Annotated in this window: 26 protein-coding genes and 1 tRNA gene; 15 read left to right on the top strand and 12 right to left on the bottom strand. The window is 67.9% G+C overall.

Translation table 11 applies throughout. The annotated features are described in order from the left end of the window. Window positions 1-24: 24 nt before the first annotated feature. The 3 genes from CQ040_RS00130 to CQ040_RS00120 are packed head-to-tail and all read left to right on the top strand — an operon-like array spanning window position 25 to window position 2,241. On the top strand, window positions 25-927 hold the full coding sequence (locus CQ040_RS00130) for an alpha/beta fold hydrolase (RefSeq protein ID WP_105525629.1): 903 nt from the start codon (window positions 25-27) through the stop codon (window positions 925-927). Further along, complete coding sequence (locus tag CQ040_RS00125; protein WP_105525630.1) at window positions 905-1,486, top strand: TetR/AcrR family transcriptional regulator; 582 nt, start codon at window positions 905-907, stop codon at window positions 1,484-1,486. Before CQ040_RS00130 ends, CQ040_RS00125 begins: the two co-directional genes overlap by 23 nt. 2 nt (window positions 1,487-1,488) lie before the next feature. After that, the gene (locus tag CQ040_RS00120) at window positions 1,489-2,241 is read left to right on the top strand and encodes an alpha/beta fold hydrolase (protein ID WP_105525631.1); all 753 of its coding nucleotides are present in this window, start codon (window positions 1,489-1,491) and stop codon (window positions 2,239-2,241) included. Window positions 2,242-2,256: 15 nt separating this feature from the next. Here the strand turns inward: CQ040_RS00120 and CQ040_RS00115 are convergent, their stop codons facing one another. After that, a complete protein-coding gene (locus CQ040_RS00115) occupies window positions 2,257-3,105 on the bottom strand; it encodes a DUF2993 domain-containing protein (protein ID WP_105525632.1) in 849 nt (282 codons plus the stop codon). A 40-nt stretch (window positions 3,106-3,145) separates the two neighbouring features. Next, window positions 3,146-4,810 (bottom strand): arginine--tRNA ligase, encoded by a 1,665-nt coding sequence (argS, locus tag CQ040_RS00110; protein ID WP_105525633.1) that lies wholly within the window; start codon window positions 4,808-4,810, stop codon window positions 3,146-3,148. Between the two features lie 92 nt (window positions 4,811-4,902). On the opposite strand from argS, the gene CQ040_RS00105 reads away from it, so the two are divergent. Both CQ040_RS00105 and CQ040_RS00100 read left to right on the top strand, forming a co-directional pair. After that, window positions 4,903-5,718 carry an SGNH/GDSL hydrolase family protein gene (locus CQ040_RS00105; RefSeq protein WP_258131211.1) on the top strand — a complete coding sequence of 272 codons (816 nt, stop codon included), beginning with the start codon at window positions 4,903-4,905 and terminating at the stop codon, window positions 5,716-5,718. 16 nt (window positions 5,719-5,734) lie between these two features. Beyond that, window positions 5,735-5,807: transfer RNA gene (locus CQ040_RS00100), tRNA-Arg, on the top strand. 131 nt (window positions 5,808-5,938) lie between these two features. Here the strand turns inward: CQ040_RS00100 and CQ040_RS00095 are convergent. Then, window positions 5,939-7,678 carry a CocE/NonD family hydrolase gene (locus CQ040_RS00095; protein WP_105525635.1) on the bottom strand — a complete coding sequence of 580 codons (1,740 nt, stop codon included), beginning with the start codon at window positions 7,676-7,678 and terminating at the stop codon, window positions 5,939-5,941. Window positions 7,679-7,797: 119 nt separating this feature from the next. On the opposite strand from CQ040_RS00095, the gene CQ040_RS00090 reads away from it, so the two are divergent. The 4 genes from CQ040_RS00090 to nhaA all read left to right on the top strand — a co-directional run bounded on the left by CQ040_RS00090 (window position 7,798) and on the right by nhaA (window position 11,202). After that, window positions 7,798-8,424, top strand: coding sequence for a TetR family transcriptional regulator (locus CQ040_RS00090; protein WP_105525636.1), 627 nt, complete (start codon window positions 7,798-7,800; stop codon window positions 8,422-8,424). Window positions 8,425-8,475: 51 nt separating this feature from the next. Beyond that, the gene (locus CQ040_RS00085; protein WP_105525637.1) at window positions 8,476-9,579 is read left to right on the top strand and encodes a magnesium and cobalt transport protein CorA; all 1,104 of its coding nucleotides are present in this window, start codon (window positions 8,476-8,478) and stop codon (window positions 9,577-9,579) included. Between the two features lie 44 nt (window positions 9,580-9,623). Then, window positions 9,624-9,797 carry a hypothetical protein gene (locus CQ040_RS20595; protein ID WP_181156908.1) on the top strand — a complete coding sequence of 58 codons (174 nt, stop codon included), beginning with the start codon at window positions 9,624-9,626 and terminating at the stop codon, window positions 9,795-9,797. A 67-nt stretch (window positions 9,798-9,864) separates the two neighbouring features. Continuing rightward, window positions 9,865-11,202 (top strand): Na+/H+ antiporter NhaA, encoded by a 1,338-nt coding sequence (gene nhaA, locus CQ040_RS00080; protein ID WP_258131212.1) that lies wholly within the window; start codon window positions 9,865-9,867, stop codon window positions 11,200-11,202. Between the two features lie 29 nt (window positions 11,203-11,231). Here the strand turns inward: nhaA and CQ040_RS00075 are convergent, their stop codons facing one another. Genes CQ040_RS00075 through CQ040_RS00065 form a run of 3 tightly spaced genes read right to left on the bottom strand, consistent with a single transcriptional unit; the run spans window position 11,232 to window position 14,574 of the window. After that, on the bottom strand, window positions 11,232-12,638 hold the full coding sequence (locus tag CQ040_RS00075) for a hypothetical protein (RefSeq protein ID WP_105525638.1): 1,407 nt from the start codon (window positions 12,636-12,638) through the stop codon (window positions 11,232-11,234). Beyond that, window positions 12,635-13,699: an NAD(P)-dependent oxidoreductase gene (locus CQ040_RS00070; RefSeq protein ID WP_105525639.1), complete on the bottom strand. Its 1,065-nt coding sequence runs from the start codon at window positions 13,697-13,699 to the stop codon at window positions 12,635-12,637. The genes CQ040_RS00075 and CQ040_RS00070 overlap by 4 nt, the downstream gene beginning before the upstream one ends. After that, on the bottom strand, window positions 13,696-14,574 hold the full coding sequence (locus tag CQ040_RS00065) for an MTAP family purine nucleoside phosphorylase (protein ID WP_105525640.1): 879 nt from the start codon (window positions 14,572-14,574) through the stop codon (window positions 13,696-13,698). The genes CQ040_RS00070 and CQ040_RS00065 overlap by 4 nt, the downstream gene beginning before the upstream one ends. A gap of 129 nt (window positions 14,575-14,703) precedes the next feature. Here CQ040_RS00065 and CQ040_RS00060 point away from each other — a divergent pair, with 129 nt between their 5' ends. Further along, window positions 14,704-16,011 carry a molybdopterin-dependent oxidoreductase gene (locus CQ040_RS00060; protein WP_105525641.1) on the top strand — a complete coding sequence of 436 codons (1,308 nt, stop codon included), beginning with the start codon at window positions 14,704-14,706 and terminating at the stop codon, window positions 16,009-16,011. Then, window positions 16,011-16,241: a hypothetical protein gene (locus tag CQ040_RS00055; protein WP_105525642.1), complete on the top strand. Its 231-nt coding sequence runs from the start codon at window positions 16,011-16,013 to the stop codon at window positions 16,239-16,241. The genes CQ040_RS00060 and CQ040_RS00055 overlap by 1 nt, the downstream gene beginning before the upstream one ends. Here the strand turns inward: CQ040_RS00055 and CQ040_RS00050 are convergent. From CQ040_RS00050 to CQ040_RS00040, 3 genes are read right to left on the bottom strand one after another with little or no spacing between them, the layout of a single operon-like run. Next, window positions 16,203-16,871 (bottom strand): bifunctional 2-polyprenyl-6-hydroxyphenol methylase/3-demethylubiquinol 3-O-methyltransferase UbiG, encoded by a 669-nt coding sequence (locus CQ040_RS00050; protein WP_105525643.1) that lies wholly within the window; start codon window positions 16,869-16,871, stop codon window positions 16,203-16,205. The two genes, CQ040_RS00055 and CQ040_RS00050, sit on opposite strands and share 39 nt — an antisense overlap. Beyond that, window positions 16,868-17,563: a DUF2064 domain-containing protein gene (locus CQ040_RS00045; protein WP_105525644.1), complete on the bottom strand. Its 696-nt coding sequence runs from the start codon at window positions 17,561-17,563 to the stop codon at window positions 16,868-16,870. Before CQ040_RS00045 ends, CQ040_RS00050 begins: the two co-directional genes overlap by 4 nt. After that, window positions 17,560-18,222: a glycosyltransferase family 2 protein gene (locus CQ040_RS00040; RefSeq protein WP_105525645.1), complete on the bottom strand. Its 663-nt coding sequence runs from the start codon at window positions 18,220-18,222 to the stop codon at window positions 17,560-17,562. Before CQ040_RS00040 ends, CQ040_RS00045 begins: the two co-directional genes overlap by 4 nt. Before the next feature lie 120 nt (window positions 18,223-18,342). Between CQ040_RS00040 and CQ040_RS00035 the strand changes: the two genes are divergently transcribed. After that, a complete protein-coding gene (locus tag CQ040_RS00035; protein ID WP_105525646.1) occupies window positions 18,343-19,062 on the top strand; it encodes a response regulator transcription factor in 720 nt (239 codons plus the stop codon). Then, window positions 19,062-20,210 carry a cell wall metabolism sensor histidine kinase WalK gene (locus CQ040_RS00030; RefSeq protein WP_258131213.1) on the top strand — a complete coding sequence of 383 codons (1,149 nt, stop codon included), beginning with the start codon at window positions 19,062-19,064 and terminating at the stop codon, window positions 20,208-20,210. The genes CQ040_RS00035 and CQ040_RS00030 overlap by 1 nt, the downstream gene beginning before the upstream one ends. Window positions 20,211-20,252: 42 nt before the next feature. Here the strand turns inward: CQ040_RS00030 and CQ040_RS00025 are convergent, their stop codons facing one another. The 3 genes from CQ040_RS00025 to CQ040_RS00015 form a co-directional block, all read right to left on the bottom strand. Beyond that, the gene (locus tag CQ040_RS00025) at window positions 20,253-21,623 is read right to left on the bottom strand and encodes a glutamate decarboxylase (RefSeq protein WP_105525685.1); all 1,371 of its coding nucleotides are present in this window, start codon (window positions 21,621-21,623) and stop codon (window positions 20,253-20,255) included. Between the two features lie 196 nt (window positions 21,624-21,819). Further along, a complete protein-coding gene (locus CQ040_RS00020; protein ID WP_105525647.1) occupies window positions 21,820-23,157 on the bottom strand; it encodes a DUF1254 domain-containing protein in 1,338 nt (445 codons plus the stop codon). A 97-nt stretch (window positions 23,158-23,254) separates the two neighbouring features. Beyond that, complete coding sequence (locus CQ040_RS00015) at window positions 23,255-24,553, bottom strand: ion channel protein (RefSeq protein WP_105525648.1); 1,299 nt, start codon at window positions 24,551-24,553, stop codon at window positions 23,255-23,257. Between the two features lie 253 nt (window positions 24,554-24,806). On the opposite strand from CQ040_RS00015, the gene CQ040_RS00010 reads away from it, so the two are divergent. Together CQ040_RS00010 and CQ040_RS00005 are read left to right on the top strand one after the other, a co-directional pair. Continuing rightward, complete coding sequence (locus CQ040_RS00010; RefSeq protein ID WP_028502914.1) at window positions 24,807-25,301, top strand: DUF1269 domain-containing protein; 495 nt, start codon at window positions 24,807-24,809, stop codon at window positions 25,299-25,301. Window positions 25,302-25,425: 124 nt separating this feature from the next. Next, the gene (locus tag CQ040_RS00005) at window positions 25,426-26,817 is read left to right on the top strand and encodes a DUF1254 domain-containing protein (RefSeq protein WP_105525649.1); all 1,392 of its coding nucleotides are present in this window, start codon (window positions 25,426-25,428) and stop codon (window positions 26,815-26,817) included. Window positions 26,818-26,842: the final 25 nt, after the last annotated feature.

Here is a 26,842-nt window from a genome sequence, read left to right as displayed (position 1 = left end):
TTCTGGTCATAACGAGAGGATGCCATGAACGCACGACGCACGCGGATCGAGCTCCCGCACGCCGTGGTCTCTGCCCTGGAGTGGCTCCCGCAGACGGAGACCGGAGCGCCGGTGCTGCTCCTGCACGGCGGCGGTGCTGACAGCGCCGAACTCTCCTGGGGCGAGGTCGGCCCCGCCCTCGCCGAAGCCGGACACCGCGTCATCGCGCCCGACCACCCCGGTTTCGGACGCAGCCCTCATGCAACCTGGCCCCTCACTCAGGAAGGGCTCGTCCGACACGTCGGCGAGCTCGTCGACGGTTTCGGTCTCGTCGACTACGCGATCGCCGGTCTCTCGCTGGGCGGCGGAATGACACTCGGACATCTCCTCGATCAACCGGGCCGCGCGCGGACCGCCGTGCTGCTCGGCTGCTACGGACTCATGCCTCGCCTGTCCGACGGACTCATCGGCTCGATCACCCACTTCAGCACCTTCCTCCTGCTGCGTTCGGGGGTGCTGGGTGCGATGACCCGCTCCTACGCGCGCAACAGCCGTGCGATGGAACGCGGCCTCCGCGACCTCGTACGCACGGAGCAGGCGCGTACACCGCAGCTGGTCGACGCAGTGCTGGCGGAAGCGGCCACGGGCACCGGTCTGGAGACCTTCGCGGAATGGCAACGCGACCAGGTGCTCTGGAATCGGCTGCGCACCGACTACACGCCCCGGTTGTCGTCGATTCGCACGCCCACACTCCTGGTGCACGGTGATCACGACTCGGGGGTTCCTCTCGCACGCATCGAGACCGCCGCGGAGCTGCTGCCTGCCGGGTCGCTGCGGATCGCCCCCGGGGCCGGCCACTGGGTGCAGCGCGATCGCCCCGACCTCGTCATCCCCGCGATGTTCGAACACCTGAACAGGAGCGACGATGCCGCGCCCCCGCGTCCCTGACCGCCGCGACCGCATCCTCGATGCCGCGGAGCAACTCGTGCTCTCCCACGGCTTCGACTCGATGAGTGTGGCCTCGATCGCCGACGATGCCGGGATCGGCAAGGGAGCGGTGTATCTGGAGTTCGCCGGCAAGCGGGAGATCCTCGACGCCCTGCTGCAGCGCGGGACCGCACGCATGAACGAGCGCGTAAGTCGTGAACTGGGCGACCACCCGCGTCTGAGTTCCGCGTATCGTGCCTCCGCGCGTGCTCTGAGTGACGACGCGCTGATGACGGCGGCGTTCCTCGACGACCGCGGCGTCCTCGGCGCGCACGTCGCCGAAGTCACAGACGGCAGGTATCGCGAGCGGCAGCGGCGCGTCATCGAATGGCTCCGCGGCCTGCAGGACCAGGGCGAGATCGTGGCGGACGTCGACGTGGAAGCGCTCGCCCTCGCGCTCTCGAGCGCATCGATCGGGCTGCTCTCTGCGGCGCGACTGCTCGGCCCGTTCGAGCCCGCACAGCTCGAACGGGCGATCGACACGATCGGTCGCATGGCCGAGACCTTCGAGAGGAACTGACGATGCATGTGGAGGCATTCGGCGCACGCGGCGGACGGCCGTTGCTGCTCCTGCACGGAGGAGGCGTCGCCGGATGGATGTGGGACCCGTTGCGCGCCCACCTCGACAGGGGACGCCGTATCGTCATCCCCGATCTGCCCGGTCACGGCCGCAGCGCGGGAGAGACGTACGTGTCCCACGCGGCGACGACGGCCGCGCTCACCCGCGTTCTGGATGACGAGGCCCGGCCGGCAACCGTCGTCGGGTTCTCGCTCGGTGCGCAGTTGGCGGTGCTGCTCGCCGCGGAGCGCCCCGATCTGGTGGGCAGCGTCGTCGTCGTCAGCGCACAGGCCGTGCCGATGCGGGCCACTCGTCCGACCCTCGCACTCCTCGGCGCGACGGCAGGACTTGCGAAGAAGGAGTCGTTCGCGCGATTGCAGGCTCGGCAGTTGTTCGTCCCGGATGAGCTCCTGGACGACTATGTGCAGACGTCGGCGGCCATCTCGCGGGAGACACTCCTCCGATCCGTCGAGGAGAACCTGAGGTTCATCCCGCCCACAGCATGGAAGTCGTTCCCCGGAGCAGCCTCCATCCTCGTCGGCTCCGAAGAGAAGTCGCTGATGAAGCGTTCGTCCGAAACGCTCCACGCGGCGCTCTCCCACAGCACGTCGGAGGTCGTCGACGGCTGCGGTCACGGTATCCCGCTGCAGCGACCCGCATGGCTCGCCGAGCACATCGAAGCTCTCGACGCTCGATCCGGAACCTCCGAGAACTGACAGCTGCCGCCGGGGTCAGCTCGGGCAGACGCCCTTGTCCTGCAGCGAAGCATCGGTGACGATGGCTCCGTTCACGTCGATGTCGATCACTGCCGCGCCATCGACGATCTCGAGTCCGGTGAGCGTGAGGCCCGCCGGGAGCCGATCGGCGATGCACACCCGTTGCGGCTGCGTGAATCGCTGACCGAGCGGGCCCAGGATAGAGCCGGCCTTGTCGAGATCGATGTCGAGTCCGCCGACGCTCGCCGCGACCGGTGTGAGTTCGAGGTCGCCGTCGACAGCGCCGGGGGTGAACGTGAGCGAGAGCGGCACGGCCGCCCCGAGCAGGTCGATCGATCCGCTCACCGTCGCGTTCGGGGCATCGAACTCGACGGATTCGACCGGCAGATCCGTGCCGGCGAGCAAGGGGGCGAACTCGGCCTGATCGATGCGGATGGTGCCGGCGGCGCCGCCGAGGTCACCGCCGCGCAGCGGAACGTCGGTCGCAGTCACGTCGGCGGCACCGGTGATGCCCTCGAGCGTGACGGAGTCGGTGGACAGGTGCAGCGTGTCGAGCGTGCCGCCGATCAGCTGGGGCAGCAGGATCCCCTCCGTCTCGACGTCGAGCTGCTGGTCGGACGGAAGATCGAGCTTCTCGACGACGATCGAGCGAACGACTCCAGGCAGTACCGCGCGAGCGATGAGTTCCGCTGCGACCGCGAGCAGGGCGACCACGACCACAACGATCAGCAGAACCCACGGCCAACGGCGACGCTTGTTCGGCGCGGCCTCCGTCGCTTCTTCGGAAGCGGAGCCCGGGATCACCAGCGTCGGATGCTCGGCCCCTGCGTCCGGATACGGCAGGGTGTGGTTGTCGTCGCTCATGCCTGCCATCCTGCCGTACCGGGAAGCACGGCAGCGCCCACTACATGCGCTCGGGCGCGGACACGCCGAGGAGGTCGAGTCCGTTGCGGAGCACCTGGCCGGCAGCATCGTTCAGCCAGAGACGGGTACGGTGCACGCTCTCGATCGGGCCGTCGCTGAGCGGGATCACGCGGCAGTTGTCGTACCAGCGGTGGTAGAGACCCGCCAGTTCTTCGAGATAGCGCGCCACACGGTGCGGTTCGCGCACCTCGGCAGCGAACGCGACGATGCGCGGGAACTCCTGCAGCACGCCGAGAAGGGCTGCCTCGCTCTCGTGCGTGAGCGTCTGCGGAGCGAACTCCGAACGGTCAACGCCCGAATCCGCGGCATTGCGTGCGACATTGTGCGTGCGCGCGTGGGCGTACTGCACATAGAAGACCGGGTTGTCGTTGGTGCGCTTCTGCAGCAGCTCGGGGTCGAGGTCGAGCGGCGAGTCGGCGGGCGAGCGCTCCAAGGAGTAGCGCAGCGCATCGGTGCCGAGCCAGTCGAGCAGGTCGTCCATCTCGATGATGTTGCCGGCGCGCTTGCTGAGACGGGCGCCGTTGATCGACACCATCTGGCCGATCAGCACTTCGACGTTCTTCTCGGGGTCTTCTCCTGCAGCGCCCGCGACCGCCTTGAGGCGGTGCACGTAACCGTGGTGATCAGCGCCGAGCAGGTAGATCTTGTTCTGGAAGCCGCGGTCGCCCTTGTTCAGGTAGTACGCGGCATCGGCGGCGAAGTACGTGTACTCGCCGTTCGAGCGGCGGATGACGCGGTCCTTGTCGTCGCCGAAGTCGGTCGTTCGCACCCAGACGGCACCGTCCTCGTCGAACACATGGCCCTGCTCGCGGAGGCGATCGACGGCCTGATCGATCAGGCTCACGCCCGAGGCGTCCTTCTCGTGCAGCGTGCGCTCCGAGAACCAGACGTCGAACGGCACGTTGAAGCGCTCGAGAGAGCTCTTGATCTCGGCGAGCTGGAACTCGTAGGCGAGCTCCATCGCGACTCCCAGCTGCTCGTCTTCGGGAAGCTGCAGCAGGTCGGGGCGCGCTTCGAGCACGCGGCCGGCGAGCGTCGTGACGTACGCGCCGGGGTAGCCGCCTTCGGGCGTCGGCTCGCCCTTCGCCGCCGCGAGCACCGAGAGGGAGAAGCGATCCATCTGAGCGCCGGCGTCGTTGATGTAGTACTCGCGGACCGCGTGCGCGCCGCTCGCGAGGAGCAGACGCACGATCGAGTCGCCGAGGGCAGCCCAGCGCGTGTGTGCGATGTGCAGCGGGCCGGTCGGGTTGGCCGACACGAACTCGACGTTCACGCTGACGCCCGACTGCGACGTGTTCGTGCCGTACGTCGCTCCGGCGTCGACGATGACCTTCGCGAGTGCGCCGGCAGCAGCAGCGTCGAGACGGATGTTGATGAACCCGGGACCTGCGACCTCGGTGCTCGCGATGCCTTCGACCTCGGCGAGGCCATCGGCGATCTGCTGCGCGAGCTCTCGCGGGTTGGTGCCGAACGGCTTGGCCAGACGCATCGCGATGTTCGAGGCCCAGTCGCCGTGGTCGCGGTTGCGCGGACGGTCGAGCACGATGTCGGATGCGGCGAGCTCGAACGGCTCGCCGGGACGTCGTTCCTCGGCGATCGGTGCGAGGACGGCGAGGAAGGCTTCGGCGAGGGTTTCGGGATTCATAGCCTCCCCAGTTTACGGGGCCGGGAGGCCGCATCCGACGGTCTGGAACGCGCGGAGTTTGCGTTCTGCTCCCGGTGATCTACTCTCATGCCATGAAGCCCGCTGCCGCCCGACGTCGAATGGGCGTCGTCGGCATCGTCATCGCCGTGCTCCTCGCCATCGCGGCAGTCGTTCTGGGGGCGTGGCGACCATGGACTCCTGCCCCCTCCGCCGCCCCGATCGGCGCCGCGGCCGAAGGCGCGACCGGAGCCTCGTCGGTCATAGCCCCTGCCCCGCTCGTGCTCCCGGATCGCCCCACCGTCCTGGTCTTCGGCGACTCGTGGACGTATGGGTCCGCGGCAAGCGTTCCCACCCTCGGATACGCGTATCTCCTGGCAGATCTGCTCGGCGGCGAGACGATCGTTGACGGTGTCCGCGGAAGCGGCTACCTCAAGCCCGGGCTCGACGGCCCGACCTTCGGGGAACGGATCGCCGCACTCGATCCTGCACTCTCGCCGGACCTCGTGATCATCCAGGGCTCCATCAACGACCGTGCGCAGGGAGTGGCCGGATACCGCGAGGCCGTCACCGCAGCCTGGGACGCGATGGCCGCGACTTATCCGGATGCCACGATCGTGGTGCTCGGCCCGGCACCGCATGAGCTTCCGGTGGGAGCGGCGACAGCGCGCATCGACACGGATCTGTCCGCACTCGCCGCCGCGCGGGGCTGGTGGTACATCTCCCCCATCGCCCAGGACTGGATCACCGAGCAGAACTACCTCGACGTCATCGACGTGGAGGTGGGACGCAAGCACCCATCGACCGAAGGACACCGCTATCTGGCCGAAAAGCTGGCGGCGGCGCTCGAGGAGTTGCGCGCCGCGCCGGTCACGGTGGCCGGTGGGTCGGAGACCACGCCCGACGAGTGATATTGTCGATCGGTACGCCTCCGTAGCTCAGTGGATAGAGCGCCGGTTTCCGGTACCGTAGGTCGCTGGTTCGATTCCAGTCGGGGGCACACACGCTGCATGACCTCAGAAAACCCCGCCCGAATGGGCGGGGTTTTCTGCGTCTGGCACGGCGCCCCATCACGGCGCGGAGCCTCCCTCACTGCACCGCGGCGTAAGGAAGTCCCGCGACCGCGTGGGGTCAGGAGGTCGCGAGCGGCAGCTGCAGGTAGGAGGCGCTTTCGCCGCCGGTGTGGATGACGTGCTCACCGTTGTTCGCGCCGACATACTCTCGGATGCCGGGCATCATCGTGCCCATCAGGTTCCGCGCACTGACGATGAACCGCAGCTGCTCCCCCGGGTGGAAGACGAGACCGACCGGAAGCAAGTCGATGTCGATCTCGACGACCTCGCCGGCCGAGAGCTTCTCGACGCGGTCGAAAGAGTGCGCCGGCACGTCGTCGGACGTCAGGGATTCATCGAGGTGGCGAGCGGAGACGCGGAGCCGACCGTCGGACCCCTTGTACTTGAGGATCGTGGCGCCGTGGTCGGTCAGGTCGTGGATGGCAGCGCTGCGGTTAGGGACGGTGAAGGCCTCGAGCGGAGTGCCGTGGGCGTCGAGCTTCTGCACGAGCACGAAGAGATCCATGTCGTCGGAGCCGCGGGCCTCGACCCAGAGGTGTGCCTTGGGGTACCCGACCAACACGGTCTCCTCGTCGAACCGCGTCAGGAACGAGACGGCGTTCGGGTTCGAGTCGGTGAGATACGAGACGGCCACCTCGTTCGTCGGCGCACCCGCGGTGAGGGTGCGCGTGCGGCCGTCGAGGTAGAACTTCACGGAGGAGACGTCGGCCGGCGGGAACTGATCGGCGGGGAGGTCGACGACGTCGCCGCCTTCCAGATCGAGGACCGAGTAGCGCACGCGCGGTGTCTGCTCCCATCCGTTGTCGTGCCCCTTGAGGTAGTGGTCGAAGAAGCGACGGAGGTCGTCCGTGTGGTCTTCGTCGTAGTAGTCCGGCCATTCCTGCGTGTTGTGGATGCGCAGCCACTTCTCCTCCGAGGCGATCCGACGCCAGGCGCGGAAGGTGCCGGCGGTGTGCAACGTGTTGGAGTAGCTCGCGACGATGTAGGCCGGCACCGTGATCTTGTCGAACGCGGGGATCTTGTTCTCCCACAGTTCGTTCATGAGCGGGTACTCGTCGACCTCGGCGAGGATGTCCTCCTTCCGACTCTTGCCGAAGAAGCTGCCCTCCTGAAGCTGGCGGGCGAATCCGGTGTCTGGCATCCCGCCGCGCAGGGCGAGGTCGCGGTAGACGTCGCTCACACCCTCCCAGGGGTTGATGGCAGCCAGGTGCGGCGGCTGTTCGGCCGCGGCGAACCACTGGGAGACGGCGAGGTATGACGTGCCGGTCATCCCGACCTTGCCGCTGCACCACTCCTGCGCCGCCAACCACTCGATCAGGTCGTAGGCGTCGCGGCCGTCCTGCCGATCCCACAGCACGCTGTCGCCGTCGGAGTCCACGACGCCGCGGATGTCCGGATTGCAGACCGCATAGCCGTGCGCGCACCAGTAGGCGGGGTCCGCTCCCTCGAACTTCTCCAGCCCCGAGACGATGGCGTTGCTCAGCCCGACAAGTCCGAACACTCCCATGACGCTGCCCGATGTGCCCTGCGCCTTGCCATAGGGGCTCCAGCCGAAGATCACCGGCACCTTCTCGGTCCCGACCGGACGGAACACATCGACGTAGATCGTCGTGCCGTCCCGCAGCTCGACAGGCGTGTCCTTCTCGAAGACGATGTCGACCGGGAGCGGCATGAACGGCGGCGCAACGCGGAATCCTGCCTCGAGCGTGCGGGTCCCGGGTTCGAACGGTGTCAGCACGCCGGTGCGCGCCGGAGGGAGCGGTTGGGAGGGAACGAAGATGTGCTGATCACTGGTCATGACGAATCCTTTGCTGTGATTCCCGGGACCGACTCTCGGGTCGCAGCGAGCGTACGTCCGATTCGATCAAAACTCAACACTCGTTGAGAAAAAGGAGCGATGGAGCTATCGTTGCTCTCGTGGAAGACCAGAATCAGGAGCAGCCCATCGCGCGCGTCCGTGGACGACGGCCCGGACCAGGAAGCACGAGGCAAGCCGTGCTCGACGCCGCGCGCTCGCGGTTCGCGGTGAACGGTTTCGCCGCCACGACGATCCGCCTCGTCGCAGCGGATGCCAGGGTCGACGCCTCGCAGGTCATGCAGTTCTTCCGCTCGAAGGACGATCTCTTCGCCGCCGTCATGGCGATACCTCGCTCGGCGTTGGACCGGTTCGACACTGCGTTCGAGGGCCCGAGTGAGCACCTGGGCGAGCGGGTGGTCCGCGCCTACCTCGATGCCTGGGAGGGGCCGGCAGAAGAATCCGAGCCACTCATGGCGATGCTCCGGGGGTCGATCGTCAACGAGCAGGCGAACGAGCAGCTGCGGGAGTTCATCCAATCGCGCCTGATCGAGCACGCGGGCGTCCCCGCCGCGGACGATGTGGTCCTGCGCGCCGGACTGGCGTCGGCGATGCTGGTCGGTGTCGTCACCAGTCGCCGGATCATCGGAGTGCCGATGCTCGCCGAGGCCGAGTCGGAGGAGATCGTCCGCCTCGTGGCACCCGCCATCCAGGCCATCCTCGCACCCAAGATCTCCATCGGGATCTAGCGCCCGTCGCCCGACTGCGGGAGCATCTCGATAAAGGAAAGGACCACCGACATGGTGTCACCCTCGCGCGACGACTCGACACAGCGCCGCAACAGCGTCTTCCGTCGACAGCGTCCTGCCGAGAACACGACAACCACGGCGACGACGAGGCGGACACGCTACGTCGATGCCGGGCACCTCGTGCGAGCCCCACGTGACACCACCGTGGGCGACGCGCAGACCTTCACCGAGGGAGATGCCGAGCGCACCGCCCTCCTCCTCTATCCGCACCCGACCCCGGCGGACATCGCCGAGCTCGCCGAGTCCTGGCACTTGCACCCGCTCCTCGTGGAAGACCTGCTGCATGCCGGGCAGCGCCCGAAGCTGGAACGCTACGAGGACACGCTCTTCCTCGTCGTGCGCTCCGCCTGGTACGTCGATTCCGCCGAGGATGTCGACTTCGCCGAGTTCCATATCCTCGTGCGCCCGCAGGCCGTAGCGATCTTCTGCCAGGACCGCCGCTGGATCGACGGCCTCGATGCCGACGATGCCTCCGGTGCGGCCGACCGCGGCGACCACACCCTCCTCGACGACGAGCGCCTTCTCGAGCACGGGCCGGAAGCGGTGCTGTACCGCCTGCTCGACGCCATCGTCGACGGCTACGCCCCGGTGCTCCGCGGACTCGAAGTCGACAAGGAGCAGATCGAGCGGCAGGTCTTCAGCGGCGACGCGACCGTGACCGAGCGCATCTACCGCCTGAGCCAGGAAGTAATCGACCTGCGGCAGGCGACGTCAGGACTCACCGAGGTGCTGCACGCCCTGCGCAAGGGCTTCGACCGCTACGGCATCCCCGAAGCACTACAGACCTACCTCCAAGACGTCGCCGATCATCTCAGCCGCGTCGACACGCAGGTCGCGGAACTCCGCGAATCGCTGTCGCAGATCCTCACCGTCAACGGCACGCTCGTCGCCCAGCGGCAGAACGAGGACATGAAGAAGATCTCCGGCTGGGCTGCCATCCTGTTCGCCCCGACGCTGATCGGCGCGATCTACGGCATGAACTTCGACAACATGCCGGAGCTGCACTGGACCTTCGGGTATCCCCTGGCGATCGGCGGCATGATCGCCTTCGCATTGGTACTGTTCCTGATCTTCAAACGCCAGAAATGGATGTGATGCGAGGGGGACGGACTCCCAGCCCATCCCGATAGGCTGGTTGGGTGCCCCTCCTCTCGATCGCCGGCTCGACGCGTGCTCCGCACCGTCTGCGCTCGGCGACCCCGATGAAGGAGTGGATGCGGGTCGTCCTGCACCCGGGCACGAACGGATGGACCAGCGTCTGGGGCACCCTCTCGCACGGTGAGATCGCCGGCTGCCCGCCGCCACGGAACTAGACCACGCCTCGAACGGGGCGGTGGTCTTCCTGCGCCATTCACCCCTTCTCCCGCGTGAGGTCTTTCCGTGTCCCCGAATCCTTCCCCTGCCCGTTTCTCTCTTGCTCCGCACGCCCTGTGGCAGGGCATCCGCTCCAATGCCCGCAGCGATGTCCTCGGCGGGTCTCTCCTTCTCGCCGCGACATTCGCCGCGCTCATCCTCGCCAATAGTCCTGGCGCCTCCTGGTACGAATCGGTGCGGGACTTCACGTTCGGCATCCCTGAACTGCACCTCGAGCTCAGCATCGGCGCGTGGGCGTCGGACGGACTCCTGGCGATCTTCTTCTTCGTCGTCGGCCTCGAGCTGAAGGAGGAGTTCGTCGCCGGGCGTCTGCGCGACCCGCGCCGGGCGGCCCTGCCGATCGCGGCGGCCGTGGGTGGCGTCGTGGTCCCGGCGGTGATCTTCGCCCTGCTCAATGCCGGCAGTGGAGCGGATGCGCTGCGCGGCTGGGCGATTCCCACGGCGACGGACATCGCCTTCGCCGTCGCCGTGATCGCGGTGGTCGGCAAATTCCTCCCGCCGGCGCTCCGTGTGTTCCTGCTGACACTCGCGATCATCGACGACCTCATCGCGATCACCATCATCGCCACGTTCTACACCGACACCATCCGGTTCCCATGGCTGATCCTCGCGCTCCTGCCGCTGGCCGGTTTCGCTGCCCTCGTGGCGAAGGGCGTGCGAGCGTGGTGGCTCCTGCTCCCGCTCGCCGTCGCGGTGTGGGTATGCATCCATGCCTCCGGTATCCACGCGACCGTCGCCGGCGTGCTGCTCGGCTTCGTCGTTCCCGTCAGGGCGAGCGAACGCGCCAGAGTGCGCACGGGCACCGACGACGCAGGGCGACCGATCTACGACGGCATGGCCGCACATTTCGCCGACCGCTGGGGCGTCGTGGCATCGCTGTTCGCCGTCCCCGTCTTCGCCTTCTTCGCGGCCGGCGTCACCATCGGCGGATTCGAGGGGCTCGCGTCCGCGTTCGCCGACCCGATCACGATCGGCATCATCGTCGGACTCGTCATCGGCAAGCCCATCGGCATCCTGGCCACGACGTTCCTGTTGAGTCGCCTCCCGGCACTGCGGCTGGATGAGACGCTGCGCTGGCCCGACCTGACCGGCATGGCGTTCCTCGCGGGCATCGGCTTCACGGTCTCCCTGCTCGTCGGGGAACTCGCCTACGGATCGAGCTCGGTGGCCGACGAGCACGTGAAGATCGGGGTGCTCGTCGGCTCGTTCGTCGCCGCCGTCCTCGGCGGGATCGTCCTCGCGGCCCGCAACGCCCGCGCACGGCAACGGCACGCGCCGCATCCATCACCGTCGAGTGAGGAAGGGACCGACGCGAACGAGGCGACGCGCACACGAGGCGCCTGATCCGCAGCAGGTACGCGTGCGGTCGCTGCTCACCACCCGGTGCTGAGCAGCGACTGCACGACGATCGCGAAACCGATCTGCAGACCCAGCAGCCACCGACGCGTCGACGGCCCGAAGAGTGCGAGACCGAGCGTCGCCCACGGCACGAACGGCAACCAGATGCGTTCGACCTCCGCCCGGCTCATGTTCGACAGGTCGGCGGCGAGCACCATCAGCCACCCGGCTGCGGCCAGCATCAGCAGCACGACGCGCGGATCCCACTTCGCTCTCCCGCGCCCGTCCGCCACGGCGTCCCCCGCGACGAACTCGCTCCGGCGCTCGCGTGTGCGCCCGCCGAGCATCCCGACCGCTGCAGCGCCGACCGCGGCTATCGAGGCACCGATGGCGGGGCCTGCGCTCACGCCGAATGCGGCGAGATTGCCCCACAGCCAATACCCCGGCGGTCGCCGCGATGCCACGCCATCCCAGTAGCGCTGCTGCAGCACGGGGAATGCCTCCCACCAGGCGAACCCGTTGATCGCGAACAGTCCGACGACCCCCAGAGCCGCAGCAGCGGCGATCGGCAACGGAACCCACGACTTTCCCGCCCACAGGACCGCGACGGCCAGGAAGCCCAGCAACGGCAGGCCATACGACATCATCACGCAGTATCCGAGCAGCACGCCCGCCGTGAGCGACCAGACGACCCGTCTCGCGCCGGTGGTCGCCGTGGCCAGGGCGAGTGCGCAGATCCCCCACGCCGCGACCGCCATGAACAGGCCGTCGCCCGACACCGCGATCCAGATCGCGGCGGGCGTGAACACCAGGAAGAGCACCGCCCTTCGCGCGTACTCCTCCGCCCCCAGCGCCCGCAGCGCGATCATGACCGCCATCACGGTGGTGGCCCCCAGCACCAGAACGGCGAACCCCGCGGCGAGCGCACTGCCGAGCCCTAGCCGGACCAGCGCGACGAAGAACAGCAGCGCTCCCGGTGGGTGACCGGCGATGTGCACCGGCCAGTTGTCCTCGTGCGCGTAGGGTATGCGTTCGACGTATTCGCGCAGGGTGGTGCCGACGTCGTCGATCTCCCGCGCAGTGCCCAGATACTCGTAGCGGTGGTCGAGGATCGTGCCGATCCCGTCGAGGCCGTCGACTGTGGCGAGCGCGAACAGCCACAACGCTGACACGCCGAAGGCGATCAGCAGCAGGTGCCCCCACCGTGCCGACGATGCGACGCGGGGACCCCAGACGATCGCTGCGATGCCGAGAAGGACCGCCAGCGGTGTGCCGGGCCCCAGCCGCGGCATCCATTCCGCGTGCAGCGGCGGGAACGAGTTCACCCGTACGTTCCAGCCCGTCAGAGCGGGGACGGCGATGGCGGCGGCGATCAGGAGGAGCGCCCCCACGACGCCCCAGACCGCCAGCCGCGAACCGGCGCGGGATCTCACCTCGCTCACCCCGCGGCCCTGTCGCGCAACGGTTCGTGCGCGAACTCCCGCACGCCCTCCTCGAACCCGACCCGAGGATTCCATCCCAGCTCTGCCCTGATGCGGTCGGCGGATGCGGTGATATGTCGCACGTCGCCCATCCGGAACTCGCCAGTGCGCGGTGGCCGCTCGCTGCCGAACGCGGCGGCCAGCCCATCGGCGAACTCGCCGATGGTGTGCGGCACGCCGGTGGCGACGTTGAACGCCCTCGCCGTCTCCGCCTCGGCCGTCTCGGTCCACGCGAGCGCGGCGATGTTGGCGCCGGCGACGTCGCGGACGTGGATGAAGTCCCGTCGCTGCTCCCCGTCTTCGAAGACCCGTGGCGTCTCGCCGCGTTCCAGCGCCGAGCGGAACAGCGATGCCACACCCGCATACGGGGTGCCCTGCGGCATCGCCGGCCCGTAGACGTTGTGGTACCGGAGCAGGGCGGCCCTTCCACCGCTCTGCGCCCAGGAGCGGGCGAGCAGCTCCTGCTCCAGCTTGGTCGCCGCATAGACGTTGCGCGGATCGCACGGCTGGTTCTCGGAGATCGACAGCGGTCGCAGCGCTGCGCCGGTCCGTGCCGACAGCGGGTCGAAGTGTCCGGCCTCCAGGTCGGCCCTCGTGCGCGGCGGCGGCTGCACGACACGGTCGTCGTCGAGATACAGCCCCTCTCCGTAGACGACCATCGACGAGGCGAGCACGAGCCTGTCCACGCCGGCCTCCGCCATCGCCGCGAGCAGCGTCGCCGTGCCGAGCGAGTTCGATGAGACGTAGTCGGGAGCGTCACGGATGCCGAGGCCCAGACCGACCTTGGCCGCCTGGTGGCACACCGCGTCGACGTCGATCAGTGCCCGGGCGACAGCATCCTCGTCACGCACGTCCGCGCGCACGAACTCGACCTCACCGTGCGGAGGGCGCTGTGCCGCCGCGTGCACATCGGGACGCAGCGAGTCGAGGACCCGCACCCGCCATCCGGCGTTCAGCGCTGCGTCGACGACCGCGGAGCCGATGAAGCCCGCCCCACCGGTGATGAGGAGCCGCCCCGTCATACCCGCTCCCCCTGCTCATGCTCCCCGCGACGGAGGAGCGCATCGACGACGTCGGGTGCGAGTCGGGGAACGACCGCGCGTCCGGTCGGGATCGCGTCGATGATCGCCGCGACCGCCGCGCTGAGGCGAGGCTGCGCTGCCGCCATCACGGCGAAGACCCGTTCCGCAGTCGCCGAGGTGTCGGCATCCGCCCCTCCCCGCTCGGTGTCGGTGTCCGTCACGATCGCGAGATTCACGTGGGCGAGACCCACCTCCGCGGCGAGCGCGGCTTCCGGCAGCTGTGTCATGTTGACCAGCCGCGCTCCCATCGCACGGTGCCAGTCGGCTTCCGCAGCGGTCGAGAAGCGCGGCCCCTGGATCACGACGCTCGTGCCGCTCGCGTGCACCCGCTCCCCCAGCGCCTGCAGGGCCGTGAATGCGATCCGGCGCAGGTCGGCGTCGTACGGCTCAGCGAACGGCAGATGCTGCACCCCCGACACCCCTCCGACGCCGTCGAAGTAGGTGTCGGCTCTGCCGTTCGTGCGATCGATCAGCTGATCGGTGAGCACGAAGTCACCCGGACGAAGCGAGGCATCCAGACCGCCGACGGCGTTCGTCGACAGCAGCACCCGCGCTCCCCTGCGCCGCAGCCCCCACAGCAGCGGCCGCGGATCGACCAGATGCGGCGGCACGCGGTGCCCGACACCATGGCGCGGCGCGAATCCCACCCGTCGCCCGTTCAGCAGCCCGGTCACGATCTCCGGAACCGTGCCCCACGGTGATCCGCTCGGCGCGATCACGACCCGGTCGGCCAGATCGAGCTTCTCGAAACCTGATCCCCCGATCACCGCGAACTCGATCTCGACGTCGCTGACGCCCTGCTGTGCATCACTCATCACCCCAGAGTGCGCGAGCGGCGGCCCTCCAGTGTCCCGATTTCCTTACATCGCGATGACATCTGACCCGTCATCACTCTGTAAGGGGATCGGCGACTCCGCGCCGCGTCTGCTTCGCATACTGGGGCCATGGGCACTCCCCGCACGAGAGACTCCGTCACCGAGCGCCTCTCGAACGCGCTCCAAGAGAGGTCCGAACGGGCGCGCGCCGCTCTCGGGTCCCCGTTGCGCACCACCAGGACGACGGTCGTCATAGGCCGTCTACTCGGGGCAGCGTTCCTCATCTGCTTCCTCACCGGGATCTACAGCAATCTGCTACAGAGTCCGCTGCCATGGCTGTCTCCGCCGCCGGGGCCCGCCCACCTCTACGCGTGGACGCAGGGGACGCACGTGGTCGTCGGTGCGATGCTCATCCCCCTGCTGTTGGCCAAGCTCTGGGTCGTGTTCCCCAAGCTCTTCACGTGGCCTCCGGTTCGGAGCCTCCCGCACCTTCTGGAGCGTGCGAGCCTGGCTATCCTCGTCGCCACCGCCCTGATGGAGCCGATCACCGGAGTGCTCAACGCTCTGAAGTGGTACCCGTGGGACTTCTCGTTCCGCCGCACGCACTTCGCTCTCGCGTGGGTGCTCATCGGCGCGATGATCGTCCACATCGCCGTGCACCTGCCGGCGATCGTCCGCGCCTGGCGGAGCGGCGGTCCCGAGGACGCCGGGGAACCGGAGCACGCTCAGCCCCCGGAGGAGAAGCAGAGACCTGAGGAAGCGCAGAGCCCGGAACAGGATCCGACCGAGAGCAGAGACCAGGATGCGGACGGCGACCAGGCCGACGGCTCGCCGAAGACGACCGCCGTCTCCCGGCGCCGGTTCCTCGGAGTCGTCGGGGGCGCCTCGGCGCTGACCGGTGCTGCCGCGCTCGCACACGCGGTCACCCCGATCGGCCCGTTCAGCCTGAAGGCACCCCGGGCCCGCGTGTATGCCGCACAAGGGGTCACCGTCAACCGTTCGGCCCGACAGGCGGAGGTGACCGAGCTCGCGAGCGACCCCGGATGGATGCTGCGACTCGGAACCGGCGACGGTGCGCTCGCCCTGAAGCGCGCTGACCTCGAGGCCTTGCCACAGCGGAGCGAGGTGCTGCCCATCGCCTGCGTCGAGGGATGGACGATCGATGCGACCTGGACCGGCGTGCGACTCCGCGATCTGCTCGACCTCGTCGGCATGCCAGAGGATGCGACGATCCGCCTGCGCAGCATGCAGCGCCGCGGTGCGTTCCGGGAGACGACCATGCCGGCCGCGTACGCACGTGATCCGCGCACCCTGATCGCCCTGCGCCTGAACGGGGAGCCGCTGGACCTCGACCACGGGTATCCCGCACGGGTCATCGCTCCTGGACGACCAGGGGTACTCCAGACGAAGTGGCTCGAGTCCATCGAGGTGGCCTGATGCGTTACATCCGCCCTGCACTGCTCATCGTCGGAGGTCTCTTGCTCGTCTGGGGAGGATGGCTCCTCCTCTCGGCGCAGTCCGTCGACCAGCTGTTCAGCGTCGCGGTCTGGCTCGTCGCCGTGGTCGTGGTGCACGACGGGCTTCTGGCCGCGATCAGCGCCGCGCACCATAGGCTCGTCGGGCGGCGCTCAGACGTGGCGGCGGAGCCGGACGAACGCGCGCCCTGACACGGTCCAGCTCTCGACGAGGTCGAGAGCGGAGCCGTGCAGCCGACGCCGCAGCGCCGCGGCCCCGATGTCGTACCAGGGGAAGGCGGAGCTTGATCGTCCGTCGTCGTCGACCACGGTGGCCACGAACCCGCGGTCGACTTCCGGGTCGGGATCGACCTCGACGAGGATGCTGCCGAGAGGGGTGATGATCTCGGCGCAGCGTTCGAGCAGCACCGCCGGTGACCCGCCGATGCCGATGTTGCCGTCGAGGAGGAGCAGCGACTCCCACGCACCCTCCTGCGGAAGCGCGTCGAAGACCGACAACTGCAGTGCCGGCAGTCCTCGTTCCCGCGCGTGCTCGACGGCGGTCCGCGAGACGTCGACGCCGAGACTGAGCTGCCCGGAGCGGATCGCCGCATGCAGGATCCGCCCCGGTCCGCAGCCCACGTCGAGCACCGGGCCCCTGATCCTCGAGATCACCGAGTCGTCGGCAGCGTCGGCAGCGGCGAGGAAACGGCCGATCTCGACGCGTCGCTCACCCCCCGCCGCCACCTCGACCAACCGCAGCACACCGCCTCCGTTGCGCAGAGCGACGTCGTACGGAGCGTCTCCGCCCGCACCGAAGTGCGCCGTCGCCGGGGCGCTCATGAGGCACCGCCCTCGAGATCGACGCGCAGTTGGGGCAACAGGCGGGCGAGGTGTCCACCCGCCGGCAGCACCGACGACACCTCGCGCAGGGAGGCGAGGTCGTCGATGTCCGTCAGAGGCGGTGCGGAGCCGATCCTGAGCCAGGCGTCGATCAGGCGCTCGCGCTGGAGCAGTCCCGTGTCCGGCGCCGACATCGGAACCCCGCGCACCAGATCGCCACGCGGGCGGCCACCGAGTCGCTCGCGCGGCAGGTCGTCGAGGCCCAGCAGCCAGAATCCACCGTCCTTGGCCGGACCGAACCAGGCGTCGACATCGTCCGGCCAGTCGTCGGCGAAGGCGCGCAGGAGCAACGGATCCACCTGAGGCGTGTCCATGCCGATCAGCAGGACACGGCCGGTGCAGGAATCCAGTGCCGCGGCGATCCGATCGTCCAAGCCTCCCGCGACCTGCGGGATCGAGTCGAAGCCGGCGGGGAGTGCGATCTCGCCCTGGGCGCAGACGACGACCGGCAGTCCGGTCGTGCCGACGGCGTCGAGAGTATCCGCGAGGCTCGCCGCCGCGATCCTCGCCGCGTCTTCCAGTGTGAACGGCGGGTGCAGGCGCGTCTTCACCCGCCCGGGCACGCACTCCTTGGCCATCACGACGATCGTCGTCGTCTTCGTGTTCGTGTTCGTGTTCGTCGTCGTGCTCATGCGAACCTCCGCAGGGCGCTGCGCATGTCGATGACGGCGGTGATGGTGCCGCGGACGGTGCCGGTGACCTTCGATCGTCCGAGTCGCGGCCGGTAGTCCACGTCGACCTCGTCGATCCGCAGCCCCTCCTTCCACGCCCGGAGCAGCAGTTCGAGGGGGTAGCCGCTGCGGCGGTCCTCCAGGCCTAAGGCGAGAAGCTGCTCGCGTCGCCCGGCACGGAACGGCCCGAGGTCCTGCAGGGTGAGGCCGGTGCGACGGCGCACCATCGCGAGCAGGGCCGCATTCGCGAAGCGGGCGTGCACAGGCCACGACGCCGAGCTCGTGACCCTGCGCCGACCGAAGACGAGGTCGCTCACCCCCCGGTGGACGGGCTCGGCGACCCGATCGAGCTGGCCGAGGTCGAAAGAGCCATCGGCGTCGCAGAATGCGACTACCGGGGCGGTGGCGGCGCAGAGTCCCGCGTGCACCGCGGCGCCGTAGCCGCGCTGGTGCGCCTCGATGACCAGGGCACCGGCGGCGCGTGCGACCTCAGCCGAACCGTCGGTCGAGCCGTTGTCCACCACGATCGCCCTCGCGCCCCTTGGGAGCGCGGCGAGAACGCCCGGCAGTGCCGCCGCCTCGTCGAGGCACGGCAGGACGACGTCGGTGCGGAATCTCATACACCGACGCTAGGGATCGCGGTCTTCTCCGACCCCGCCAACTCCTTACGAACCGAGGAAGGATGCCGGGAACGGCCGGATTCCCGCGAGGAAGAGCACCCTCGAACCTACGATGGGAGCATGGTCCAGCCGCTGTCCGACTCCCCCGAGCTCGCGGATCGTCGCGTCCTCGTGATCGAAGACGATGCGACCGTCTCCGAGATCGTGCGTACCTACCTGCAGGCCGCCTCGTACATCGTCGACATCGCCAGAGACAGTTTCGCCGGACTCGCCGCCGTCTCCGCCGGTGCACCGGATCTCGTCGTCCTCGACCGGATGCTGCCGGGCATCGACGGCGCCGAGGTGTGCCGTCGCATCCGCGCCGACTCCTCCGTGCCGATCATCATGCTCACAGCGCTCGGCTCCGAGGACGACCGCATCGACGGCCTGGAGGCGGGAGCGGACGACTACGTCGTCAAGCCGTTCTCCCCCAAGGAGCTGGTGTTGCGCGTCAACTCGGCACTGCGCAGGAGCCTCCCGGAGTTCGCGCGCGAGGCGCCGTTCCAGATCGGCCCCTTCCATCTCGATCCCTCTGCCCGCATCGCGACCAAGCATGGTGCTCCGCTCGAGCTGTCGGTGCGTGAGTTCGATCTCTTCGCGTTCCTCCTCAAGCACCCTCGGCAGACTTTCGACCGGCCGACTCTGCTGCGAAGTGTCTGGGGCTGGGAGATCGGCGATCTGTCGACGGTGACCGTCACGACGCGTCGCCTGCGCGAGAAGATCGAGGAGGACCCTGGCAACCCGACGGTACTCGTCACCGTGTGGGGCGTCGGCTACCGCCTCGAACTGGGGTCCGTCTGATGCCCGCCGCCGACGTCGCGGCGATCGCCGGTATCGCCCTGATCTGCGCGCTGCTGGTCGGTGTGATCGGTGTGATCGCACTGTGGCTGCTTCGCCGCCGCTCGCTCGTGGTGCAGCTGTGCGTCGTCATCCTGGCGGTGGTTCTCGCCTTCGCTACCGGAGTGCTCGCTGTCGCCGAGGCCATGTACATCTCCCGCCACGACCTCCTCGTGGTCGTGGTGGTGACCGTGATCTCAGCCGTCGTGGCGCTCGGCGTGGCCGTGCTGCTCGCCATGCAGCTGCTGCGGGGCGTTCACTCGCTCCAGAAGCTGTCGCACTCGGTGGGCGACGGCGAACGCCTCGACACGACCGGCTCGGTCGCCGTGAATGCCGACTTCGCCCGCGTGGCCGAAGAACTCGTCACCACCAGCGACCGACTCGCCGCCGCGAGGGACGAGGTGCAGCTCCTCGACCGGTCCCGGCGCGAGCTGATCGCCTGGATCTCGCACGACCTGCGCAGCCCGCTCGCCGGTCTGCGGGCGATGACGGAGGCCCTCGACGACGGGATGGCCGATGATCCGGCGAGATTCCATCGCCAGATGCGCCGTCAGGTCGACCACATGACCGATCTGGTGGACAGCCTCTTCCAGCTCTCCAAGATCACCTCCGGCACTCTCGTGCTCCACCCAGAGCCGATGTCGCTCCACGACCTGGTCAGCGACGCCGTCGCCGAGCTGGCACCCGTCGCCCATGCGCGGCGCATCGCGCTGGTCGAGCTCACGAGCCCCGATCACACGATCGTCGGCGATGCCAGGGAGCTCGCGCGCGTGATGATGAACCTCCTCGCGAACGCGATCGAGCACACCCCGAGCGGTGGGACGATCCGCATCAGCACTGCACGCGAGAACGAGGTGATGCTGCTGTCGGTGGAGGACTCGGGAACCGGCATCGCCCAGGCCGACCTCGACCGTGTGTTCGAACCCGGATGGCGCGGCACCGACGCCAGGACCCCTGGCACCGGCATCCATGGCGCGAGCGGTGCAGGACTCGGCCTCGCGATCGCCCGCGGCATCGTGGAGGCGCACGACGGCGTGATCAGCGCCCACCAGGCGAACGTAGGCTCACGCTTCGACATCCGCCTGCCCGCCGCAGGAATGGTGACCGCATAGAGCGCCCTCTTTTGGCTGTATCCGAGGCAGACATCGTCGAACTCAGTGGTGGAACGCCGATTGGGGCTTCTCGGCGGGCATGGGCGATTCGAGCGCGTCGAGGTACGCGACCTCTGTCTCGATCGCCTGCAGCAGGTCGGCCGCGAGATCCATGCTCAGCCCGTTGCGTACGACGATGCGCTGCACCGTGATCTGCTCGAGGTCGGCCGGCATCGGGTAGGCGGGGATGAGCCAGCCCTTCATCCGCAGCCGATCCTGCAGGTCGTAGAGCGTCCAATTCTTCGTATGCCCCTCGGTGAGCCGCCAGGCGAACACCGGGATGTCGCTGCCGTCGTTCCACAGCTCGAAGGCGTCGAGCCTGTCGATTCCCGCGGAGAGGAACTTCGCGACGTCCTGCGACGTCTGCTGCACGGCCCGGTACCCCTCGAACCCCAGCCGCAGGAACAGGTAGTACTGGAGCACCACCTGCGCGCCGGGACGGGAGAAGTTCAGGGCGAACGTGGGCATCTCGCCACCGAGATAGCTCACCTTGAACACCAGGTCGTCCGGCAGCCACTGCTCGTCGCGCCAGACCACCCACCCGAGCCCGGGGTACACGAGCCCGTACTTGTGCCCCGACGTGCTGATCGAATGCACCCGCTCGAGCCGGAAGTCCCACACCACGTCGGGCTGCAGGAACGGCGCGATCATTGCTCCGGAGGCGCCGTCGACGTGGATGGGGATGTCGAGGCCCGTGGTCTTCTGGATCTCGTCCAGAGCTGCGGCGATCTCGGCCACCGGCTCGTACATGCCGGTATAGGTCACTCCCATGATCGCGACCACACCGATGGTGTTCTCATCGACGTACTTCGCCAGATCGTGGCCGTCGAGCGTCTTGTGCTCCGCACTGATCGGCACGTACCGCGGCTCGACGTCGAAGTAGTTGCAGAACTTCTCCCAGCACACCTGCACCGCAGACGACATCACGAGGTTCGGTCTCGAGGTGTCCTTCCCCGCCGCACGCCTCGCTTGCTGCCAACGCCGCTTGAACGCGAGGCCACCCAGCATGCACGCCTCCGAGGAGCCGATCGTCGAGGTGCCGATGCTCTTCTCCGCATCCGGCGCGTTCCAGAGGTTCGCCAGCATGTGCCAGCAGTTGTCCTCGATCGCCGCCGTTTGCGGGTACTCGTCCTTGTCGATCATGTTCTTGTCGAACGATGCGGCATAGACCTGCTTGGCGTCGTCGTCCATCCAGGTGCTCACGAACGTCGCGAGGTTCAACCGCGCGTTGCCGTCGAGGATCGTCTCGTCCTCCACGATCTGCTTCGCCGTATCCGGAAGCGACTCGCCGGCGGGGATCACATGACGCGAGGTGAGCGTCGCCTCCCCCGCCCTCGTGAAGATCGGCTGCTCGTCGGAATCAGGTGTGCTCATGTGCAGAACCTCTCGCTTCACTTATCGCGTCACATCGACAACACGTTCATTCTCCGATGCCGGTCGCGTGCCGCTCACTCTCCCAACCGAGACGACACCGCGCCACCCACTTTCGGCCAGATCGACGTCTACCCGGGCGCTGAATCGCCTCCGTCCACCGCGACAGATGCTTCGAAGCGATCGGCCACCTTGCTCCTCAGCTGCGGATGATGGCCGGCACGGTGTAGCCGCCGCTCAGAACCTCGGGATCGGGCTCGTACATGCGCAGCACCGGCCGGAAAGGGCCATCTGGGGCCGGAAGCCAGTTCGCGAATGCCTTCTCATCCGCCGGCCGCTCGTGACTGATCGTGATGGTGAGGGCTCCGTCGTCGTCGAACTGGATTCCGGGCGTGCGATCGCCGATGGAGTATCGATCGATGGGGTTGTCGACCAGGAAGAAATCAGGCACCGAGTACATCGTGACCGACCAGAACGCACCAACGGGCGGCAGCGGATCGAACTTCAGGGTGTAGTGGCGTGATCCGGAGAGCTGCTCGCCGTGCTCGTCGACGTAGGTCATTATGTACGCGGCTTCGTACGCGTGATTCCCCCAGAGACCTGCTTTCGCAGCGCCAGCACGCTCGAGAATGCGAGTGCGGGGGTCCGCGAGTGTGAACTGGGCATCATCGATGGTGCCGACCTCGAAGTAGTCGAGGTTGTAGTCGAAGACGTGGTAGGTGAGCGTCCACCCGTTGACGACCGGGCTGGAACTCGCATGAAGAACCTGCTGGATCGCGTGTTCGCCTGCCTGAAGCCCCTCGGCGAGCGCGACTATCTCCTGAGACGACAGATCGCGATAGGGAGACCTCCCGACCTCCGTCACTCCGATCCCCGCGTACGAACTCTGCAACTCGACATCGCGCGGCGCAGGAGGGAACTGGTGCGACCAGACCCTGAGCTTCTCCCAGAAGAGCACTTCACCCGGAACGGCGGAGTCGGGCTCCACGAGTCCTTTCGGTATCGCGTCGGAATCGAGGGGCGTGAGCGTCATCTCATCCTGAAGCGCGTGCACGGCGGGAAGATCGTCGTCGGATGACACCGCCCACCGTCCGACGATCGACGCGACAGTCGTCGGAAAGCGGATCACCGTCGTGTCGTGCGGAGCGTCGCCTGTCCAGTCGGAAGGAACCAGCAGATAGTCCCCCGCACCCGTCCCGGTCGCCCGATGCCCCACATACGCGAAGTTGTCGGTCCACGCGTCGACGAACTGCAGCACGTAGTACCGTCCGTCCGCGTCGGGGACATGCAGGAGGATCGGACCGACGCTGACGTCGATCGCGGCCATGGAGTACACGGTGTCGTTGTTGATCGTGACGAACGTGTCCTGGGGGCCCGCCAACGAACGCCCGTGGGCGAAGGAGTTGAACGGGGCCGACGGCATCGCACCGATACCGTCGGTGATGAGACGGCTCACCTGCTCGAGGTTGAACACGAGTGGAAAACCATAGAGGTATGCCTGAGTGAGCGTGTCTTCATCGAAGGTGAATGTCGTCATGCGGTTATCTTCTCGTGCCGGTCAGGTGGAGGGCGGACTGCATCGAAATCTCCCCCTGGTGAGTTCCCGCCGATGCCGTGGGACCGGCGTCAGCCCGTCACGCCTTCTCCGCCGGATGCGCCCGATCGGGAGAAAGGGCGGCCGCCCGCACGAGCATCTCGGGCGCTCGGGAGACGAGGAGCCAGGTGGGGAGGATCGCGATACAGAGCACGGCCAGCACCGTCACGCTTCCCGTCACCGCGACCGCGATGAACAGGGCGATCCACCCGTCGCGGGAGATCGCGAGCACCATGCCGAGCACCCCTCCCGCGATCGCCACGACGATGGGGATGCCAGGGACGAGGGCATTGGCGAGAACGCCGATCGCCGTGCCGATGAACACAGCGGGGAAGATCCGGCCACCTCGGAAGCCCGCTGCCGCCGCGATGACAAGGGCGACGATCTTCACCGCGACGATGACGAAGAGCTGCCCCGAGTCGTAGTCGTCGCGGTCGATGACGAGGGTGGCCGTCTGCTCCAACCCCTTGAACAGGGTGATCGGACCGCCGATGATCCCGAGCACCCCGAGGACCATGCCACCCAGAGTCACGTACAGCACCGGGTTCCGCAGCAGCCGGAACGTCCGATGCACGAGCGGGAAGACGGCAGCAGCACCGATCCCGAGAAGCGCGGCGAAGACCGCGATGACCGTGGCACTGAGCAGGTCGATGGCGGCGATGCTGTCGTACGACGGCATCGGTACCGCGAACGACGGTTGGGTCAGCAGAGACATCGTGACCGCACCGGCGCCGGCGGCGAGCAGCGGGAGGAAGAGCTTGTCCCAGAGAGCCTGACCACCGGCCATCGCCCCCACGACACCGGTGAACACGAGGGCGGCGGCGACAGGCGTGCCGAACAGCGCGCCGATCGTCGCTGCCGCGGTGATGAGCACGATCAGCTGCCCGGAGACTCCCGGCCAGAACCTGGCGAAAACGGCGACGAGGATGCCGGTGTTGATCGCGATGATCGGGCTCTCCGGTCCCAGGCTCACCCCTCCGGCGAGCGCGAGCACGGCGACCAGGGCGAGAGAGGGCAGTGCGCTCAGCGGCAGGGGCGGCGCGATGAGCTCGGTGAGGGCCGAGTCCCGCCCGCCGTGGCCCGGAAGCAACCAGATCGCGAGCCCCACGGCGAGTCCGGTGAGCGTGAGAACCGTGAATATCCACCACGCCGAGTCGGGATCGAAGCCAGCCGCGTGCGGGAGTCCCTCCCACAGCGCATTCTGGAGGACCAGCGCCAGTTCCTCGACCATGAACAGGATCAGCGCGGAGACGACCCCGATGATGACCGCTGGCAGCGAGAGGACGACGAGCCGCCGAACGGTCGTCGCCGAAGTCAGTTCGCTCTCATCAGTGGCCATCGCGCCTCTTCCGCTGCTTGTGCTTCACAAGCGCAACGGCGCAGTGATCACCGCATTATCTCCACAGGTCGGCCCTGGCATCAATTCCCGCGTGGTGGCGGACGAAGGTACCCCGGGTGAATTCCTGATCGCACCTGCGTTTCCCTGGAGCGCCGCGGTTAGCCTGGCCTGAAGCGGGAGCCACCGTGGAGTGGCCTCCTGTCGCAAACGGCTGAGGGTGGTCGACTCAGCCCTGAACAAGGGAAGTCGCCCCATGGCCGAACTGATCGTCATCTCCTTCGACACCGAGCCTCAGGCAGAAGGCGCCTACGACGAGATCCTGTCCCTGCAGAACGACCTCGTCGTCGAACTCGCAGGCCTCGCGCTCGTCAAGGTCGATGAGAAGGGCAAGACGAAGGTCGAGTACCCCGGTGCCGCGGGAAACGTCGGCGTTGGCGCCGCAGGCGGAGCGCTCTTCGGCGTGCTCATCGGCCTGCTGTTCTTCGTGCCGATCGCGGGTCTCCTCTTCGGCGGCCTCTTCGGAGCACTGTTCGCCGGGCTCGACAAGTCCGGCATCGATGCGGAGTTCCGTGACCGCGTGAAGAGCACGGTCTCCGCCGGGAAGTCGGCCGTCGTCGTGTACGCGACGAAGATCACAGAGGACAAGTTCGCCGCCGCGCTCGCGCCGTTCAACGGCACCGTGGTGCAGACCTCCCTCTCCGCCGAAGACGAGAAGGAGCTCATCCACGACCTCGGCGGGGCACAGTAACCAGCGCACTTCGATGCCGGGCACCGGGCAGGGAACGATCCGATCCCCGTGCCCGGCATCGGTGCATCCGTGACACCCCTCCGATGGCACCGAAGTCACGGAGATTGCTGCAAAGGACCCTCGAATGACCGCTGAACTCCCCGGACGCCTCTCCGATGTCGCGCGCGACGGAGATCTCCCTGCCCGTACCGCACTGCCGCTGATCTTCGACGAGCTGGACTACCAGCTCGCCTGCCAGACGTACCTGTGGGCGTTGCCGTTGGTGTCCTATGCCCAGTGGAAGACCCAGCACTATGACGTCTTCGGCGCGACCAGCAGCGATCTCGTGCGCTACCTGACCTACCGAGATCGTCTCGGCCTCATCACCGCCAATGCGACGACTCCTTACATCCTCAATTTCTTCGATCTCTCCGAGACCGGACCGCTGGTCATCGAGCTTCCGGCCGGACCGACGGCAGGCGGGGTGTCCGACTTCTGGCAGCGCGAGATCGGGGCGATGGGCGAGATGGGCCCGGACCGCGGGCAGGGAGGGAAGTACGTCCTCCTGGCTCCGGGCACCGACGAACCCGACGCGCTCGGCGACGACTACCGCGTGCTGCGATGCTCCGGAGTGAACGTCATGTTCGGGTTCCGCACCCTCGACCCCGATCCGGCTCAGGCAGACGCACTCGTGACGTCGGTGCGCATCTACCCTTACGCCGACCGCGAGGCCCCAGCCCCGACTCGGATCGTCTCCCCGGACGGTCGTACCTGGACCGGTGATCAGCCGAACGGCCTCGAGTACTGGAAGCGTCTGCACGCGATCTACCAGACCGAAGTCATCGACGAGCGCGACCGGTTCTACCTCGCCATGCTCAAGCAGCTGGGCATAGAGAAGGGAAAGCCGTTCCAGCCGGATGCTCGACTCATACGCATCCTCGAACAGGGGGCAGCTGCCGGGGAGCTCATGGCGCAGGCGAACACGTTCGCGAAGCGCTTCGCGCAGGGGACCTACTGGCCCGATCGAGCATGGGAACTCGCGATCGTGCTCGACAACTCCGCCCAGCGCGCCGATCACTACGACGAGCTGTTCGAGCGGGCGTCCTGGTTCTACGAAGCGGTGTCATTCTCCGAGGCGATGAAGAGCACGACGCCGGGCGCGGGGCAGGCCTATCTCGGGTCCTACACCGACCGCGACGGCCAGTGGTTGGATGGCGGCCGCGACTACACCCTCCATGTGCCGGCCGATGTGCCAGCCAAGCTCTTCTGGTCGGCGACCGTCTACGACGTCACCACACGGTGTCTGATCGACACGCCCCAGCAGCGCGGCGACCGCGGATCCAGGGACGCCGAGCTCGAAGTGAACGACGATGGATCGGTCGACCTGTACTTCGGCCCGAGGGAACCGGCCTCCGGCCAGACGAACTGGGTCCAGACGATCCCCGGAAAGCACTGGTTCTCCTACTTCCGCTTCTACGGGCCGACCGAGCCGTACTTCGATCGGTCGTGGAAACTCGGCGACATCACACCGAGCTGACCCCCCGAGTCAGGGCCCTCCCACC

The sequence above is a fragment of the Microbacterium sp. MYb54 genome (genome assembly GCF_002979515.1).
GTDB lineage: Bacteria > Actinomycetota > Actinomycetes > Actinomycetales > Microbacteriaceae > Microbacterium.
This window is presented reverse-complemented; position numbering and strand designations above follow the sequence as displayed.

What these genes read in the sequence shown, in the direction of transcription:
- CQ040_RS00130 (WP_105525629.1), top strand. Translation starts at nt 25, where the DNA reads ATGAACGCACGACGCACGCGGATCGAGCTCCCGCACGCCGTGGTCTCT.
- CQ040_RS00125 (WP_105525630.1), top strand. Translation starts at nt 905, where the DNA reads ATGCCGCGCCCCCGCGTCCCTGACCGCCGCGACCGCATCCTCGATGCC.
- CQ040_RS00120 (WP_105525631.1), top strand. Translation starts at nt 1,489, where the DNA reads ATGCATGTGGAGGCATTCGGCGCACGCGGCGGACGGCCGTTGCTGCTC.
- CQ040_RS00115 (WP_105525632.1), bottom strand. Translation starts at nt 3,105, where the DNA reads ATGAGCGACGACAACCACACCCTGCCGTATCCGGACGCAGGGGCCGAG.
- argS (WP_105525633.1), bottom strand. Translation starts at nt 4,810, where the DNA reads ATGAATCCCGAAACCCTCGCCGAAGCCTTCCTCGCCGTCCTCGCACCG.
- CQ040_RS00105 (WP_258131211.1), top strand. Translation starts at nt 4,903, where the DNA reads ATGAAGCCCGCTGCCGCCCGACGTCGAATGGGCGTCGTCGGCATCGTC.
- CQ040_RS00095 (WP_105525635.1), bottom strand. Translation starts at nt 7,678, where the DNA reads ATGACCAGTGATCAGCACATCTTCGTTCCCTCCCAACCGCTCCCTCCG.
- CQ040_RS00085 (WP_105525637.1), top strand. Translation starts at nt 8,476, where the DNA reads ATGGTGTCACCCTCGCGCGACGACTCGACACAGCGCCGCAACAGCGTC.
- CQ040_RS00070 (WP_105525639.1), bottom strand. Translation starts at nt 13,699, where the DNA reads ATGACGGGGCGGCTCCTCATCACCGGTGGGGCGGGCTTCATCGGCTCC.
- CQ040_RS00065 (WP_105525640.1), bottom strand. Translation starts at nt 14,574, where the DNA reads ATGAGTGATGCACAGCAGGGCGTCAGCGACGTCGAGATCGAGTTCGCG.
- CQ040_RS00060 (WP_105525641.1), top strand. Translation starts at nt 14,704, where the DNA reads ATGGGCACTCCCCGCACGAGAGACTCCGTCACCGAGCGCCTCTCGAAC.
- CQ040_RS00055 (WP_105525642.1), top strand. Translation starts at nt 16,011, where the DNA reads ATGCGTTACATCCGCCCTGCACTGCTCATCGTCGGAGGTCTCTTGCTC.
- CQ040_RS00050 (WP_105525643.1), bottom strand. Translation starts at nt 16,871, where the DNA reads ATGAGCGCCCCGGCGACGGCGCACTTCGGTGCGGGCGGAGACGCTCCG.
- CQ040_RS00045 (WP_105525644.1), bottom strand. Translation starts at nt 17,563, where the DNA reads ATGAGCACGACGACGAACACGAACACGAACACGAAGACGACGACGATC.
- CQ040_RS00040 (WP_105525645.1), bottom strand. Translation starts at nt 18,222, where the DNA reads ATGAGATTCCGCACCGACGTCGTCCTGCCGTGCCTCGACGAGGCGGCG.
- CQ040_RS00035 (WP_105525646.1), top strand. Translation starts at nt 18,343, where the DNA reads ATGGTCCAGCCGCTGTCCGACTCCCCCGAGCTCGCGGATCGTCGCGTC.
- CQ040_RS00030 (WP_258131213.1), top strand. Translation starts at nt 19,062, where the DNA reads ATGCCCGCCGCCGACGTCGCGGCGATCGCCGGTATCGCCCTGATCTGC.
- CQ040_RS00025 (WP_105525685.1), bottom strand. Translation starts at nt 21,623, where the DNA reads ATGAGCACACCTGATTCCGACGAGCAGCCGATCTTCACGAGGGCGGGG.
- CQ040_RS00020 (WP_105525647.1), bottom strand. Translation starts at nt 23,157, where the DNA reads ATGACGACATTCACCTTCGATGAAGACACGCTCACTCAGGCATACCTC.
- CQ040_RS00015 (WP_105525648.1), bottom strand. Translation starts at nt 24,553, where the DNA reads ATGGCCACTGATGAGAGCGAACTGACTTCGGCGACGACCGTTCGGCGG.
- CQ040_RS00010 (WP_028502914.1), top strand. Translation starts at nt 24,807, where the DNA reads ATGGCCGAACTGATCGTCATCTCCTTCGACACCGAGCCTCAGGCAGAA.
- CQ040_RS00005 (WP_105525649.1), top strand. Translation starts at nt 25,426, where the DNA reads ATGACCGCTGAACTCCCCGGACGCCTCTCCGATGTCGCGCGCGACGGA.